The organism is Kribbella sp. NPDC055110 (assembly GCF_053607525.1).
In genome coordinates, this window is record NZ_JBSGTS010000011.1 from 42,223 (window position 1) to 57,563 (window position 15,341).

A 15,341-nucleotide genomic window follows, 5' to 3' on the forward strand; every position below is an offset into this window, starting at 1 on the left:
TGGGGGTCTCCCGACGTCCCGTGCTGCTCCTTCGGCGACGGCGTTCCGTCTCACTGGAGGCCCGCGCATGAGGTCACCGCATCACCGACGAGGTCATCGTCGTACCGTCACTCAAACAACCGCCACTCAAAGATCCGCCACTCGACGTGTCACGGCCGGAGTGTCCGCCGGTCTGCTGGTCGCTGCGCTGCTGCCCGCGATGACCGCGGCAGCCGCAAATCCGTCCCCTACCGCGCCGAACGGCCGGCCCTGGACCGCGACGCCGCTGAGCGCCGCCAGCACGGTCAACGGCGCCAAGTCACCCAGCGGGCAACTCGCGAAGAGCGATCCTGCGCTGGTGAACAGCACGTCCCCCAAGCAGGTCCGGGTGGTCGTGAAGCTCGACTACGACTCGCTCGCGGCGTACCGCGGCGGGCTCAAGGGCCTGCCCGGCACCAGCCCGTCCGTCACCGGCAAGCGCCTCGACGTGAAGGGCGCGAACGCCACCAAGTACCTGAAGCACGTGGCCACGGTGGAGAACGACTTCCTCGCCGCGATGCAGTCGAAGGTCCCAAGCGCGAGGGCAGGTCAGCGGCTGCGCACCGTGTACGGCGGTATCGCGCTCAGCGTGCCGGCGAACCAGGCCCGCAACCTGCTGAAGCTACCCGGTGTGGCCGCGGTCCAGCAGGACAACCTGCAGCAGCTGCTCACCGATTCCAGCGGCGCCTTCATCGGAGCCCCGACGATCTACAACCAGCTCGGCGGCTCGGCCAGCTCCGGTAAGGGTGTCATCGTCGGTGTTCTCGACACCGGCGCCTGGCCGGAACACCCGTCGTTCGCCGACCCGGGCACCCTGCCCGCACCACCGCCGACCGCGGACGCGACACCACGCGTGTGCAACTTCGGCGACAACCCGCTGACACCGGCAGTCGACGTGTTCAACTGCAACAACAAGCTGATCGGCGGCCGGCCGTTCCTCGACACCTACAACGCGGTGATCGGCGGCGACACCTACCCGACCAGCGCGCGTGACTCCAACGGTCACGGCACACACACCGCCTCGACATCGGCCGGTGGACCGGTCGCGCACGCCAACCCGCTCGGCATCGACCGCGGCGCCATCGCCGGGATCGCACCGGCCGCGGCCGTGTCGGTCTACAAGGTCTGCGGCGCCGAGGGCTGCTTCCCGAGCGACTCGGTGCAGGCCGTCGCGCGGGCGATCCTGGACGGCGTCCGGGTGATCAACTTCTCGATCTCCGGCGGCAGCGACCCGTACAGCGACCCGGTCGAACTCGCCTTCCTCGATGCGTACGCCGCCGGCGTGTTCGTCTCCGCCTCGGCCGGAAACTCCGGTCCGGGCGCAGGCACCACCGACCACCGCGGCCCGTGGGTCACTACAGTCGCGGCCTCGACCCAGAGCCGCACGTTCCGCTCGACCGTCACGCTGACCGGCGGCGCCGCGACCGCCACGATCTCCGGCGCGTCGATCACCGCGGGCATCAGCACCGCGACACCCGTCGTACTCGCCGGGAGCACCGCGGGGTACAGCGACGCGACCTGCAACACCCCGGCTCCTGTGGGTGTGTTCACCGGCAAGATCGTCGCCTGCCGGTTCACTCCAGGCCGGGTGATGAAGGGCTTCAACATCCTGCAAGGCGGCGCGGCCGGGATGCTGATGTACAACGCCACTGCTCCGTCCGACGTCTTCACCGACAACCACTGGCTGCCGGCCGTGCAGCTCGAGAAGCCCGACGCCGACGTGCTGCTGGCCTTCCTCGCGGCGCATCCAGGGACCACGGCAACCTTCACGCAGGGCACCAAGACCACCTGGCAGGGCGACGTGATGACGACGTTCTCGTCGCGCGGTCCCGGTGGTGACTTCCTCAAACCCGACGTCACCGCGCCCGGTCTGCAGATCCTGGCCGGACAGACGCCGACCCCCGAGTCCGCGACCGAAGGCCCGCCCGGCAACCTGTACCAGGTGATCGCCGGTACGTCGATGTCGTCGCCGCACGTGGCCGGCTCGGCAGCACTGATCCTCGCCCTGCATCCGTCCTGGACGCCCGGCCAGGTCAAGTCGGCACTCGAAACGACAGGTAAGACAGCCGTCACGAAGCCGGACCGCATCACCCAGGCCGACCCGTTCGACTACGGCGGCGGGCGGATCGACCTCACCAAGGCCGGCGACCCCGGTCTGACCCTGGACGAGACGGCGGCGAACTACGCGGCCTCGGCCGCCGACCCGCTGAACCGGATCGACCTCAACCTGCCGTCGGTGAACGCACCGACCATGCCGGGCCTGATCACCGCCGAGCGGACGGTCACCAACGTCACCAACCAGACGCTCACCTTCAAGGCCGCCGGTACGACGGTCAGCGGCGCGAACATCACCGTGCTGCCGCCGGCGTTCCAGGTGAAGCCGGGCAAGTCGCAGAAGCTGACGATCGCGATCACTGCACCCGACGTACCCGACGGTCAGTACTTCGGCCAGGTCAACTTCACGCAGGTCGGCGGCAGCCGGGCCCTGCACCTGCCGGTGGCGTTCTTCCGCCAGGAGGGCATCGTCCCGATCGACCAGACCTGTGCGCCGTCCACCATCGCGCGGAACACCGGCCAGTCCACCTGCACGGTGACCGTGCAGAACAACAGCCTGCAGACCACGGACGTGACGGCAGTCAGCACGCTGAGTTCCAACCTGCGGCTCAACAGCGTCACAGGTGCGACCAAGATCGGCACCCAGATCGCAACCAAGACCGCGACACTCGCCGGGCGGCAGCCCGACAAGCCGGTCATCGCGCCGGGTACGTCACCGGCGGGCTACATACCGCTGGATGCCTTCGGCATTACCCCGATCGCGGTCGGGGACGATCAGGCGCTCAACTTCAACGTCGCGCCGTTCGTGTTCGCAGGCCAGACGTACAACCGGATCGGAGTGGTTTCCAACGGGTACTCGGTGGTCGGCGGTACGTCGTCCGGGGCTGACGTCGCGTTCGCTCCGCAGAGCCTGCCCAACCCGGCGCGTCCGAACAACGTGCTCGCGTCGTACTGGACCGACCTCGACGGCACCGGGGCGCCGGGCATCTTCGCCGCCACGCTGACCGACGGGGTGAGCTCGTGGCTCGTCCTCGAGTGGCGGGTGAACGTGTTCGGCACGACCGCACTGAAGGTGTTCCAGCAGTGGATCGGTCTCAACGGCGCCGAGGACATCAGCTACACCTACAACGGTCAACTCGGCGATCCGCCGGCCGGCTACGGCCTGACGGTGGGTGCGGAGAACTTCGACGGCACGGCCGGCAGCCAGATCACCGGCCCGCCGGTGACGGACTACGTCGTCACGAGCACGCCGGGAACCCCGGGTGGCTCGATGACGTACTCGATGAACATCAAGGGCGTACAGAAGGGCACCGGATCGGTCACAACCGGCACCTCCACACCCCTCGTCAAGGGCATCACGATCGAGGTCGACAAGATCATCGTGAACTGATCGCAGACGAGTCCGGGCCGGACCCAACAGAACCCGGCCCGGACTCACCGACCGCCGCTGAAGGTGATGCCGTTGGTTAGTTGTTTTTGGGCGAGGAAGAAGATGAGCAGGCAGGGGACGGTGATCAGGACGGAGGTTGCCATCAGCAACGGGGTGTCGGTGCCGTTCACGGACTGGAAGCCGGCCAGGGCCAGGGGCAGAGTCTTCCACTGGTCGGAGTTGATGTAGATCGCGGGGCCGAGGAAGTTGTTCCAGTAGCCCATGAACAGCAGGATCGACACCGCGACGACGGCCGGGCGTGCGAGCGGCAGGTAGACAAGCAGGAACATCTTGAACCATCCGCAGCCGTCCACCACTGCGGCGTCGGCGAGCTCGGCCGGCATCCGCGCGAAGAACTGCCGGAACAGGAAGATGAAGAACGGCGACCCGAAGAATGCCGGCAGGATCAGCGGGTACAGCGTGTCGACCATGCCGAAGTTGTTGAAAAGCATGAACTGCGGCACCATCGTCACCTCACCCGGCAGCAGCATGGTCGCCAGTACGACGGCGAACAGCACCCCGGAGAACCGCACCCGGAGCCGCGCGAACGCGAACCCGGCGAGCGAGCAGGAGACCACCGTCCCGATGATCGGGATCAGCGTGGTGAGCACCGAGTTCAGCGCGTACCGCCAGAACGGGAACGACGTCACTGCCCGCCGGTAGTTGTCCCACAGGAACTCGTGCGGTACGACGCTCGCGCCCGAGCTCCCCACGCCCGCGAGCGATCGCAACGAGGTAGCGATCATCCAGAGGAACGGGTAGACGAACACCAGCGACCCGAGTGCGAGCACGACGTACAGGACAACGGTGAGTGTGAGGTTGCGGCGCCAGAACGGCCGGTCCGCACGTACGACCAAGGGTTCTGCGAGCGCGGTCATCGACGCCTCCGCTTCCGGCCGAGTTCGGTCTCGTAGTACACGGCGAACGCGCTCCCGCGCAGCGTGACCGCGGTCAGCGCGAGGATCACGACGAACAGGATCCAGGCCAGGGCGGACGCGTAGCCCATCCGGAAGTTCTGGAACGCGTTGTCGTACAAGTAGTAGACGAAGAACAGCAGCGAGTCCTTCGGGCCGCCGTTCTGGATGAAGCCCTGGGTGAAGATCTGCAGCGACCCGATGATCCCGGTCAGCGCGTTGAACAGGATGATCGGCGACATCTGCGGCATCGTCACGTGCCAGAACTGCCGCACCGGGCCGGCGCCGTCTAGCGCGGCCGCCTCGTACAGGTTCGGCGGCACGTCCTTCAGACCGGCCAGGTAGATCACCATCGCGCCGCCGACCGTCCACAGACTCATCAGGATCACCGTCGGCAGTGCCCACGACGCGTCGTTGAACCAGGCCGGTCCCTGGATCCCGACGCGCGCCAGCACGTCGTTCATCAAGCCGTACTGCGGGTTGAACACCCACAGGAACAACACCATCTGCGCGACACCCGACACCAGCGAAGGCAGGTACCAGATCGTCCGGAAGAACCGCATCCCGGGCAGCTCGGTGTTCAGCAGCAGTGCGACGAGGAACGCCAGCGCCGTCTGCAACGGGACGCTGATCACGGCGTATAGCAGGGTAACCTTCAGCGCCTGGGCCACCTGCGGGTCCTGGAAGGCCTCGGTGTAGTTGGCGAGACCAACGAACGTCGGAGGCGTGATCAGGTCCCACGAGGTCAGGCTCACGTAGACCGACGACGCCATCGGACCGACCGTGAACAGCACGAACCCGATCAGCCACGGCGAGACGAACAGCCAGAACGCGATCGTCTTGTCCGCGCGCGGCCAGCGGCGCCGCGCCCCGTACGCCGCCAGTGCGATGACGGCGTACAGGCCGATCAGCAGGAGCAGGAACGGGACCAGCGGCACGAGCGCGTCCGGCACTCCCCAGGACGACGCCAGATCGCGGATCCAGCCGATGGTCGGATTCATTTCTTGAGGGCCTGCGTGCACTTCTCGGCGAGCTGCGGCAGGATCTTCGCGACGTCGTCCTTACCGGTGCCGAGCGCGGTGTAGCTGGTCATGCCCTTGTCGGCGTCACCGGACAGCTGCGCCTCCTTGGCGACCGAGACCCCGACCTCGCCGGTCTTCAGCGCGGTGGTGAACGCGGCCAGGTTCCGCTCGGCCGGCAGCACCTTCTCGAGCGTCGGCGCGGACGCCGCGATGATCGGTACGCCGAGCGCCGTGTTGCCCTGGATCAGCTGGTCCTGAGCTACCTGCTGCGTACTGGCGAACTCGACGAACTTCTTGGCCGTCTCGAGCTGCTTGCCGCTCGCGGTCTTGGCGATGCCGAGTCCGTCGACCTCCATCGGGAATCCCTTGCCGGGCACCGGCACCAGCGTCCAGTTCGGCTTGCTGATCTTGGCGAAGTCGGCGACCGTCCACGGCCCGAAGTCGCTGAACGTCGCGAGCCGTCCGGCCGCGAACCACTGCGCCTGGTCCTGCCCCTGGATGTCCGTCGAGGTCGGCGCGTAACGGCCCTTCTGCATGTCCACGACGTACTGCGCGGTCTTGACGCCGGTCTCGTCGCCGAAGGTGCACTCGGTCGCGTCGGCGTTGTAGTAGCCGCCGCCGGCCGCGGTAAGCCAGCCCCGGTACCAGAGGTTGCTGGACCCGTAGACGCGGGCCTTGCCGTCGCCGTGGGACAGCTTGGCGGCGAGCGCCTTGAACTCGTCGAGGGTCAGCGGTGTCGTTGCACTGGGCAACGGTACGGCGGCGGCCTTGAAGGCGTCGGTGTTGATCGCCATCACCTTGGGTTTCGCGGCGAACGGCATCGCGTAGTACTTGCTCTCGAACTGCATCGCGGACGAGATGTTCGGCTGCACGTACTTGCCCGGATCAACGGTCTGCGCGGCGAAGCTGGGCGCGAACCCGGCCAGGCTCGTGTTGCTGATCTCCATCACGGTCGACTGGGTGCCGGCCGCGATCGACGTCTGCAGCTTCTGCTCGTAGTCGGACTGGATCCAGTTCGTGGTCACCTTGGTGCCCGGGTTGGCCTTCTCGAAGGCGGCCGCGATCGCCTTCAGCGACGCGGCTTCGGAGTTCGTGCCCCAGAACGAGAAGCTGATCTCGGCGTTCCCGCTGTCCTTGTTCGAGGCCGGCGCATTGCCGGTCGCGCAACCGGCGGCGAGGAGGATTGCGATCGCGGTGGGCAGGAGTTTCTTCATGAGAGATCCTTGGGCTGAATGACCCGGGCGGTCTGACCCGGTTCGAGGGAGTGGGTCTCGATGCCGACGGTCACGGCGAGCGGACCTGGTCCGCTGTGCACGGTGACCTCGATGGTGTGGCGGCCTTGTTGGCTGATGCGCAGATCCCAGTCGCCGACCGGGACATGGTCGGCGGTGAGTACGCCGATCTCCGCGGGCAGATGGGATCCGACGGTCAGGGCCGCGTTGGGAGCGTCGGGCCGGAGCCCGAGCAGCCCGGCGACCAGGTGCTCGACGACCGTGAACGAGATCTCCGGATAGTCGTCGCGGCTGTCGATCAGGTGTTTCGTCCAGCGCCAGGCCGACTCGTCGCGACCGTGCTTGAACAGGAACTCGGGCCAGTAGCTGAACGACTCGATGTTGAGCGGCGGATGTGACTCCATCTGCGCCTCGAGGTAGTCGAGGAACCGTTCGTCGCCGTTCAGCCCGAACAGCGGAACGAGCGTGTGCGACTCCAGTCCCCAGTCGAAGTCGAGCCCGTCCTTGGTCACGCCGCGGGCGAAGTGGTCGTCGTCCCACCAGCCGTCGTACGTCTTCTGGAGGTCGTCGGCCTCGGCGTGCCGACCGAGTTTGCGGAGTACGGCGTACTGCGTGGCGAGGCCGTCGCCCGCGATCAGGAGTGGGGCCTCGCGTTCGTTGTACGTCGCGGTGCCGAGGAAGATGTCCGCCGTACCGCCGGCCTCCGGGATGCCGTCGCCGTCCTGGTCGTGGGCGGCGACGAACTCGTCGACGGTGTGCCGGTAGTAGGCCGCCAGGTCGGGGTCGTCGATCCAGCGGCGGTCACCGGTCCAGTCGTACTGTTCCAGCGCCCGGTAGGCGAGGTCGAACACCGCGGGGATCTCCCGGACGAAGTGTTCGTCGTCGTGGTAGTCGAGGGCGGCGATCCGGCCGTCGAAGTGGAAGGCCCAGATCGGGAACCACTTGCGGGCCGGTGTCGCGGAGCGGGCGAAGTGCCGGAACATCGCGAAGTTCTCCGCGTCCAGGCCGAGCAGGTGCGCGCCGGCCGCCTGGTGGCACACGTCGCGGGAGTAGAACATCGGTCTGGACGGGTAGCCGGCCCAGTACGACGGCAGGTTCTCCCCACCGGTCTGGACCCAGGCCAGTGCCCGGTCGCGGGCCCAGGTGAAGGCGTCCTCGACATACGCAAGATCGGAGCTGACAGCCAGCACGGCGTCTCCTCACATTCGGATATTAGCGGTAAAACTAGAGACGTCACGCAATTCCGTCAATACCTTCTGGGGGTCGAGTTTTACCGCTATAGTCCAGCTCGTGACGACATTCGAGATCCGCTCCCCCGACGGTCGCACCGTCCGGAGCGCGACCCTGACCGGCGGCACGCTGACCGAGCGTGCCGCCGCCGAGCCCGGTGTCCTGCGGTACGACGTGGTTGCCGACGGGCCGGTGACGCTGCGGTGGACCTGGCCGGCCGAGGACGCGGTGACGCTCTGGCGGGCGACCCAGGGTTCACGCCGTGAGCTCCCGACGGACTGGGGTTCGCACCGGGAGATCCGGTCGGTGCGCTCGGCGCCGGTGGCCGCGCTGGTCGACGCGCGGGATCGCAGTTTGCTGACGATCTCCTTGTCGTCGAGCGTCCGCGGCTGCGACTTCGCGGTCGGCGTGAACGAGGAGACCGCCGAGCAGCTGATCGAGCTGACCGTGACGGATGTCGAGAGTTCGCGCTTCACACTGCGGGTCGACCTGCGCGCACTGCATTTCGCGGAGTCGCTGCGTGCGGTGACGGACGAGTGGACCGCCGAGCTGGGCGACCGGATCGCGCAAGTGCCGGACGTTGCGCGGCAGGCGATGTACTCGACCTGGTACAGCGACCACCAGCACGTGTCGACCGAGTCCGTGGAGCGGCACGCCCGCGCGGGAGCGGCGTACGGCACCGAGGCGGTGATCGTCGACGACGGCTGGCAGACCGATGACACGCGGCGCGGGTACGCGTACTGCGGCGACTGGGAGCCGACCAGCCAGACGTTCCCCGACATGACCGAGCATGTACGTCGCGTGCACACGCTCGGCCAGCGCTACGTGCTGTGGCTCGCGCCGCCGCTGATCGGTGTGCACTCGAAAGCCTGGGACGGGTTGAAGGACCGCATCCTCGGCTTTGCGGACGGCGAGGTGACCGCCGTACTCGATCCCCGCTACCCCGAGGTGCGCGAACACCTGCTGGAGTGCTGCATTCGGCCGGTGCGCGACTGGGGCGTCGACGGCCTGAAACTCGACTTCATCGATTCCTGGGCGCGGGACGACGTTCCCCCGGCGCCAGGTGGCGACTGCGCGTCCGTCGACGAGGGCGTGGAGCGGTTCCTGCAGGACGTCACCGACGAGCTGCGGAGGCTGCGGCCCGACGTACTGATCGAGTTCCGGCAGGACTACGTGCACCCGAGGCTGTGGCAGTTCGGCACGTTCCTGCGGGCCGGCGATTGCGCGCTCGACCCGGTGGAGAACCGGGTCCGCACGATCGACTGCCGACTGCTGGCCGGTGACCGCGCCGTGCATTCGGACATGCTGATGTGGAGCCCGTCGGCGTCGGTGGAGAACGTCGCGCACCAGTTCATCGGCGCGTTGTTCAGTACGCCGCAGGTGTCGATGGAGCTGGACGCGTTGCCGCCCGAGCACGAACAGGTCGTCCGGTACTGGCTCGGGTTCATGCGCGACCACGCCGACGTACTGCTGCACGGCGTACTGCTTCCGTCGCGACCGGATGCGCGCTACTCGCAGGTCCGTGCGGTGGGTGCAACGGAAACGGTGATTGCCGTGTTCACGAACCCTGTGGTGCGGGTCGACGAGCAATGCACCGTCGTGGTCAACGGTGGCGCCGAGCGGCGGCTGTACGTCGAGGGTGCGGGCGGCCTCCCCGTCGACCTCGTAGTGTCTGACTGTTCGGGCCACGAGGTGCACCGGGAGACGACGACCCCGCCTGAGGTGTGGGCGATCGACGTACCGGTCGGTGGGTCGGCCCGGATCGTACGTGCTTAGGGGGAACGATTGACTGCACAGAAGCCGCGACGGACGACCGTCGCGGACGTCGCCCGGTTGGCCGGGGTGTCGGCGATGACCGTGTCGAACGTGCTGAACGCGCCGCACCGCGTCGCGCCACCGACCGTCCAGACCGTGCGCGCCGCGATCCAGGAGCTCGGGTACATCCCGAACCACGCGGCCCGCGCGTTGTCGTCGGGCCGCAGCCAGGTGATCGGCCTGCCGCTGTACTTCGAGGACGAGCCCGACGACGACCCCGACAACCCGGGCCTGGGTGGATTCCTGCACGGACTGCTCGGCGGCCTGGTGAAGGCGGCCGCGGTCTCCGGGTACGGCGTCCACGTGACGACTCCGACCGAGGGCGCACCGGGGACCACGGCTGAGATCGCGCTCTACGAGAAGCTGATCGCGGCGCGGCAGGTCGACGCGATCGTCGTACTCGAGACGATGCCGCACGACGAGCGGATCGAGTTCCTCAGCCGCCGGCGGTTCCCGTTCGTGGCGTTCGGGCGGACGGGGCCGGAGCATCGGCAGTGCTGGGTCGACGTGGACAACGAGTCGTCGATGGCCGGTGTCGCCGCGCATCTGCGGTCGACGGGCCGGGAGCGGGCGGTGTACCTGGCGACAGACAGTCCGCTGCCGTGGGTGCATCAGCGGAGGGACGGGTTCGTCCGGGAGTTCCCGTCGACGGTGGCGCGCTCGTTCGGTTCGCTCGAAGCGGTGGCGGCGTACGTCGAGGAGCTCGACCCGCCGGACGTGTTCGTCGCGGACAACGACGCGTTCGCGGTGGTCGCGATGCGGACGCTGCAGCGGCGCGGTATCGCGGTCGGTCAGGACGTCGCGGTCACCGGGTTCAACGACTTCCCGTTCGCGAGCATGCTCGACACACCGCTCACGACGGCCCGGATCCCGCTGCGCGACATCGCCGCCTGCCTGTTCGACCGCGCGCTGCGGGAGATCAGCGGCGAGCCGGACGAGCCTGGTCGGCTCGTGACTGCGCCGCTGGTCATCCGCTCGAGCGCCTAAGGCCTGATCAGTACCTTGAGGGCGGTGCGGTCGTCCATCGCGCGGTAGCCCTCGGCCACGTCGGCGAGGGCGATCTCGCTGTCGAAGACCTTGCCCGGGTCAACGGTTCCGGCGAGGACGTCGGGCAGCAGGGTTTCGATGTAAGCGCGGGCAGGCGCAGGGCCGCCCGTCAGGGTGATGTTAGGCCCGAAGAGGCTGGGGAACCCGACGGGCGCGTCGCTGTACTGCGGTACGCCGACGCGACTGATGACACCGCCGGCCCGGACGACGCCGATCGCCTGGTCGTACGCGGGCCGATGGCCGACCGCTTCGAGTACGACGTGCGTACCGTCGCCACCGGTCAGGTCGCGTACCCGAGCGATCCCCTCGTCACCGCGCTCGGCGACGACATCGGTCGCGCCGTACTCGCGACCCAGATCGGTCCGCGCGGCGTGGCGGCCCATGAGGATGATCTGCTCGGCGCCGAGCCGCTTCGCGGACAGGACCGCCAGCAGGCCGACGGCACCGTCGCCGATCACCGTGACGCTGGTGCGCGGGCCGACGTTCGCCTTGATCGCCGCGTGATAGCCGGTTCCGTACACGTCGGACAGGGTGAGCAGCGACGGGATCAGCGGTGAGGTCTCGTCGACCGGTACGGCGACCAGGGTGCCGTCCGCGAGCGGGACCCGCACGGCCTCGGCCTGCCCGCCGCCGACCTCGCCGGCATTCCAGAAACCGCCGTGCCGGCAGGAGGTCTGCAAACCCTCACGACAGAAGTCACAGGTCCCGTCGGACCAGGCGAACGGCGCAATCACAAAGTCGCCCACCTTCACCGTGCTCACGTCGCCGCCAACGTCCTCGACAACACCGACGAACTCGTGCCCCATCGAACTGCCGTCCGGGTTCACGGCCATCGAGTGATACGGATGCAGGTCGGACCCGCACACACACGCCCGCACAACGCGAACGATCGCGTCAGTCGGTTCCTTGATGATCGGATCAGGCACGTCGACAACACGCACGTCACCCGCGCCGTACATGTAGGTAGCTCGCATAAGAATCCTTCTGTCTTGCTGGGTCAGCGGGTCTGTTGGTATTCGGTGTCGGTGACGTGTTCGCCCCAGGTTGTCTCCGGTACGTCGGGGTCGTCGGTGCCTTCCCAGATGGCCAGGTGGGTCATGAAGCTGTCGGCGGTTGCACCGTGCCAGTGCCACTCGCCCGGTGGGGTGTGGACGGTGTCGCCCGGGTGCATCACGATCACCTGCCCGTCGCGGGTACCGACCAGGCCGATGCCCTCGGTGACGTGCAGGGTCTGGCCCAGGGCGTGCGTGTGCCAGGCGGTGTGGGCGCCGGGTGCGAAGTGCACCGTGTTCACCCGGGCGCGAGACGGTTCCTCACCGCGGCAGATCTGGTCGAACCAGACGTCGCCGGCGAACCAGTCCCCCGGCCCTTTCGCGGTCGCGGGCCTCTTAAGTTTCTGCATGTGTGCCAGTGAACGTCCTGCTGCCTGGCCGCGGGAGTGCCTGTCGTTCCAGGTAACGCCAGTACCTCCTTCGGTCCCTGGCACCCGTCTACGGTGGAGGTATGGACAACCGAGCTGCGATCCGCGAGTTCCTCGCCTCGAGGCGGGCGCGGATCACCCCCGAGCAGGCGGGACTGCCGGCGTACGGCGGCAACCGCCGGGTCAAGGGGCTGCGCCGCGAAGAGGTCGCCATGCTGGCGGGAATGAGCATCGACTACTACGTGCGACTCGAGCGCGGGAACCTGGCCGGGGCCTCCGACACCGTCCTGGAAGGGCTCGCCCGGGCGCTGCAATTGGACGACGCCGAGCGTGCGCACCTGTTCGACCTCGCCCGCGCCGCCGAGCCGACGCCCGCGCGCAGCCGCAAGACCGCGCCGGCGAGCGTACCGGCCAGCGTCCAGCTCGTGCTCGACGCCATCAACGATGCACCGGCCTGGGTCCGCAACGCCCGCCACGACATGCTGGCGGCCAACCGGATGGCTCGCGCGCTCCACGCTCCGCTGCTCGCCGACCCGCGCCGCCCCGCGAACAGCGCCCGCTTCGTCTATCTCGACCCGGCGTCACACGACTTCTTCCAGGACTGGGAACGCGCCGCCGACGACATCGCCGCCATGCTGCGCTCCGAGGCCGGGCGCAACCCGCACGACAAGTTGCTGATCGAACTCATCGGTGAGCTGTCCACCCGCAGCGAGGATTTCCGCACCCGCTGGGCCGCTCACAACGTCCGTTTCCACCGCACCGGCCTGAAGAAGTTCCACCACCCGGTCGTCGGTGACCTCGAGCTCACCTTCGAGGCGATGGAGCTCCCCGCCCACCCAGGACTCACCCTCCTGGTCTACGTCGCACCCGCCGGCACGCCCACCGCCGACAGCCTCAAACTCCTCGCCAGCTGGGCCGCCACCGCAGAGGTCCCCCAGCACTAGCGAGCGCCTGGCGGGCGATCAGCAGGGTGGTTGTGGTGCCGAGGATGCCTGCTGCGGCGATGGTGAGGTTGGGGGCGGCGAAGGAGCCGACGACTCCGCCGAGGGCGATGCTGACGCCCTGGATTGCCATCAGGCCGCTGGTTTGGACGGTGAACAGGCGGCCGCGGTACGTCGGGTCGGCGTGCTGCAGGATCAGCGGGTCGATGCCCTGGTTGAACGCGTAGCCCGCGCCGGAGATCGCGAGGAGTACCGCGGCGACCGGGATCGGCGGTGTGGTCAGGAACGCGATCGCGGGCAGCTGGCTGATCAGGAGGAACGGGACGACGAGCCGTCGCCGCACCGAAGGGGTGAAGCGTGCGACGACGAGCTCGCCGAGCACACTGCCGACGGCGTACCCGGTGAACATCGCACCGGCGGCCGCGGCCGCGGCGCCGACCTGCGCGGTGTATGCGACGGCCAGTCCGTCCGGGACGGACGAGAACGCCGGAGCCACCCAGGTCAGCAGGATCAGGTTGCGCAGCTTCGCGTTGGCGAACAGGATCTGCAGCCCGGCCCACGACTCCCGGACCGTGTTGCTCTTGCGTTCCCCCGGCGGCGTGTACGGCGTACCCGTCCCGATCAGCACCGCCGACGCGACGAAGGTCACCGCGTCGAGCGCCAGCAACCAGTTCGCGCCGACCACCGCGACCGCGATCCCGCCGAGTGCGAACCCGGTCAGCACCGCGACCTGACTGATTGCCCTCAGCAAGGACCTGCCGGCCGGGAACAGGTCGGTCGGCAACAGGTGCGCGAGACTGGCGGCCCGTGCACCCGCGAAGACCGGAGCCACGATCCCGGTCATCACGAGCAGTCCGAGCAGCCCGCCTACCGGCATTCCCGGTGTCAGCATCAGTCCGATGGCGGCCGCGCTGACCACATCGCACACGACCAGGACCCGGCGCGCGGGGAATCGGTCCGCGATCGAGGAGAACAGCACGCCACTCACGGCGTACGGCAGGAAGGAACAGGCCAGAACGAGTGCCGACAGCAACGGCGATCCGGTCCGCTCGAAGATCAGGATGGACAGCGCGACCTGCGCCGCCACGGTTCCCAGCATCGAGACGGTGTGGGCGATGTACACGGCGCGCAGGCCGGGAAGATTGAGTACAGCTCGGTAGGACCTCACGCGCTGAGCGTGCACGCGTCCCGGCCCGGCGGCGTAGAGTTTTGGTTGTGGCCGAAAGTTTGGGTTCATGACGGTACTGCGGTTCACGCAGGCGGACGCGCTGCGTTGCCGGTTCGGGGCGTCGCCGTTGTGGGAGACGATGTCCGCGGTGCGGGTGCTGAACGGATCGAAGCACCGGCCGCTGTACGGCGACTGGATCGCGGCGAAGCGGGAGCCGGCCGGCCGGCTCGACCTGCGCGGGCTGAAGGCAGTGCAGCCCCGCGTCGGGTTCACGCCGGACTTCCTGACCCCGCCACCGAAGGCCTCGCGGGCCAAGTTCACGACCGAGATCGCCCGCGTCCGCACTACCCCGCTCGAGCGGGTCCGTACCGAACTGATCCGGTCGCGGGACGAGCTGAAGAACCCCGGCGCGCCGGAGATCGACAAGATGCTCGACGACCTGGCCGGCACCCGCGAACGGCTCGCCGACGAGATCGAAGGCGCCTGGGAGACCCTCATCAAGCCGGACTGGCCACTGATCAGCCGCGTCCTCGAGGACGACATCGCGTACCGCGGTCAGCAACTGACCGACGACGGCCTGGCCGGACTGTTCGACGATCTGCACCCGAACCTGGCCTGGGAGGACGACCGCCTGATCGCCGGCCGCTACCGCTCCGAGGACCGCGATCTCGACGGACAGGGCCTGCTCCTGGTCCCGGGCGCCTTCGCCTGGCCATACCTCGTGATCGTCGTCGACCCGGCGTACCGCCCGACCCTCGTCTACCCGGCCCGCGGCGCCGCCCGCCTCTGGTCCGACGCCCCCGCTCCCCCGGACCCGCTGGCCCGCCTCCTCGGCCGCACCCGCGCGACCCTCCTCGTCGCACTCGACCCGCCCGCCACCACGAGTGCGCTCGCAGCGCAGTACGACCTCGCCCTCGCCACCGTCGCCGAACACCTGTCGGCGCTGTACGACGCGGGCCTCGCGACACGTCGGCGTACCGGCCACCAGGTCCACTACCGGCGTACCGAAACCGGACAGGCCGTCGTCGACGCCTCCGTCGGATAGCAGGC

At 68.5% G+C, this 15,341-nt stretch carries 12 protein-coding genes; 5 read left to right on the forward strand and 7 right to left on the reverse strand.

The window, feature by feature from the left end; genetic code table 11:
* Positions 1-160: 160 nt before the first annotated feature.
* Positions 161-3,463 (forward strand): S8 family serine peptidase, encoded by a 3,303-nt coding sequence (locus ACWF0M_RS19110; RefSeq protein ID WP_452237008.1) that lies wholly within the window; start codon positions 161-163, stop codon positions 3,461-3,463.
* Positions 3,464-3,507: 44 nt separating this feature from the next.
* Here the strand turns inward: ACWF0M_RS19110 and ACWF0M_RS19115 are convergent, their stop codons facing one another.
* Genes ACWF0M_RS19115 through ACWF0M_RS19130 form a run of 4 tightly spaced genes read right to left on the reverse strand, consistent with a single transcriptional unit; the run spans position 3,508 to position 7,860 of the window.
* A complete protein-coding gene (locus ACWF0M_RS19115) occupies positions 3,508-4,380 on the reverse strand; it encodes a carbohydrate ABC transporter permease (protein WP_452237009.1) in 873 nt (290 codons plus the stop codon).
* On the reverse strand, positions 4,377-5,417 hold the full coding sequence (locus tag ACWF0M_RS19120) for a carbohydrate ABC transporter permease (protein WP_452237010.1): 1,041 nt from the start codon (positions 5,415-5,417) through the stop codon (positions 4,377-4,379). Before ACWF0M_RS19120 ends, ACWF0M_RS19115 begins: the two co-directional genes overlap by 4 nt.
* Positions 5,414-6,652 (reverse strand): extracellular solute-binding protein, encoded by a 1,239-nt coding sequence (locus ACWF0M_RS19125; RefSeq protein ID WP_452237011.1) that lies wholly within the window; start codon positions 6,650-6,652, stop codon positions 5,414-5,416. The genes ACWF0M_RS19120 and ACWF0M_RS19125 overlap by 4 nt, the downstream gene beginning before the upstream one ends.
* On the reverse strand, positions 6,649-7,860 hold the full coding sequence (locus ACWF0M_RS19130) for a hypothetical protein (RefSeq protein WP_452237012.1): 1,212 nt from the start codon (positions 7,858-7,860) through the stop codon (positions 6,649-6,651). The genes ACWF0M_RS19125 and ACWF0M_RS19130 overlap by 4 nt, the downstream gene beginning before the upstream one ends.
* A 100-nt stretch (positions 7,861-7,960) precedes the next feature.
* On the opposite strand from ACWF0M_RS19130, the gene ACWF0M_RS19135 reads away from it, so the two are divergent.
* Both ACWF0M_RS19135 and ACWF0M_RS19140 read left to right on the forward strand, forming a co-directional pair.
* Complete coding sequence (locus ACWF0M_RS19135) at positions 7,961-9,676, forward strand: glycoside hydrolase family 36 protein (RefSeq protein ID WP_452237013.1); 1,716 nt, start codon at positions 7,961-7,963, stop codon at positions 9,674-9,676.
* Positions 9,677-9,685: 9 nt separating this feature from the next.
* Entirely contained in the window at positions 9,686-10,702 is a 1,017-nt protein-coding gene (locus ACWF0M_RS19140; protein ID WP_452237014.1) for a LacI family DNA-binding transcriptional regulator, read from the forward strand.
* Here the strand turns inward: ACWF0M_RS19140 and ACWF0M_RS19145 are convergent.
* Together ACWF0M_RS19145 and ACWF0M_RS19150 are read right to left on the reverse strand one after the other, a co-directional pair.
* Positions 10,699-11,736 carry a zinc-binding dehydrogenase gene (locus ACWF0M_RS19145; protein ID WP_452237015.1) on the reverse strand — a complete coding sequence of 346 codons (1,038 nt, stop codon included), beginning with the start codon at positions 11,734-11,736 and terminating at the stop codon, positions 10,699-10,701. The genes ACWF0M_RS19140 and ACWF0M_RS19145 overlap by 4 nt on opposite strands.
* 23 nt (positions 11,737-11,759) lie before the next feature.
* A complete protein-coding gene (locus ACWF0M_RS19150) occupies positions 11,760-12,164 on the reverse strand; it encodes a (R)-mandelonitrile lyase (protein WP_452237016.1) in 405 nt (134 codons plus the stop codon).
* 101 nt (positions 12,165-12,265) lie between these two features.
* On the opposite strand from ACWF0M_RS19150, the gene ACWF0M_RS19155 reads away from it, so the two are divergent.
* A complete protein-coding gene (locus ACWF0M_RS19155; protein WP_452237017.1) occupies positions 12,266-13,126 on the forward strand; it encodes a helix-turn-helix transcriptional regulator in 861 nt (286 codons plus the stop codon).
* Here the strand turns inward: ACWF0M_RS19155 and ACWF0M_RS19160 are convergent.
* A complete protein-coding gene (locus tag ACWF0M_RS19160) occupies positions 13,077-14,291 on the reverse strand; it encodes an MFS transporter (RefSeq protein ID WP_452237018.1) in 1,215 nt (404 codons plus the stop codon). The genes ACWF0M_RS19155 and ACWF0M_RS19160 overlap by 50 nt on opposite strands.
* A 67-nt stretch (positions 14,292-14,358) precedes the next feature.
* Between ACWF0M_RS19160 and ACWF0M_RS19165 the strand changes: the two genes are divergently transcribed.
* Positions 14,359-15,336 (forward strand): DUF5937 family protein, encoded by a 978-nt coding sequence (locus tag ACWF0M_RS19165; RefSeq protein ID WP_452237019.1) that lies wholly within the window; start codon positions 14,359-14,361, stop codon positions 15,334-15,336.
* Positions 15,337-15,341: the final 5 nt, after the last annotated feature.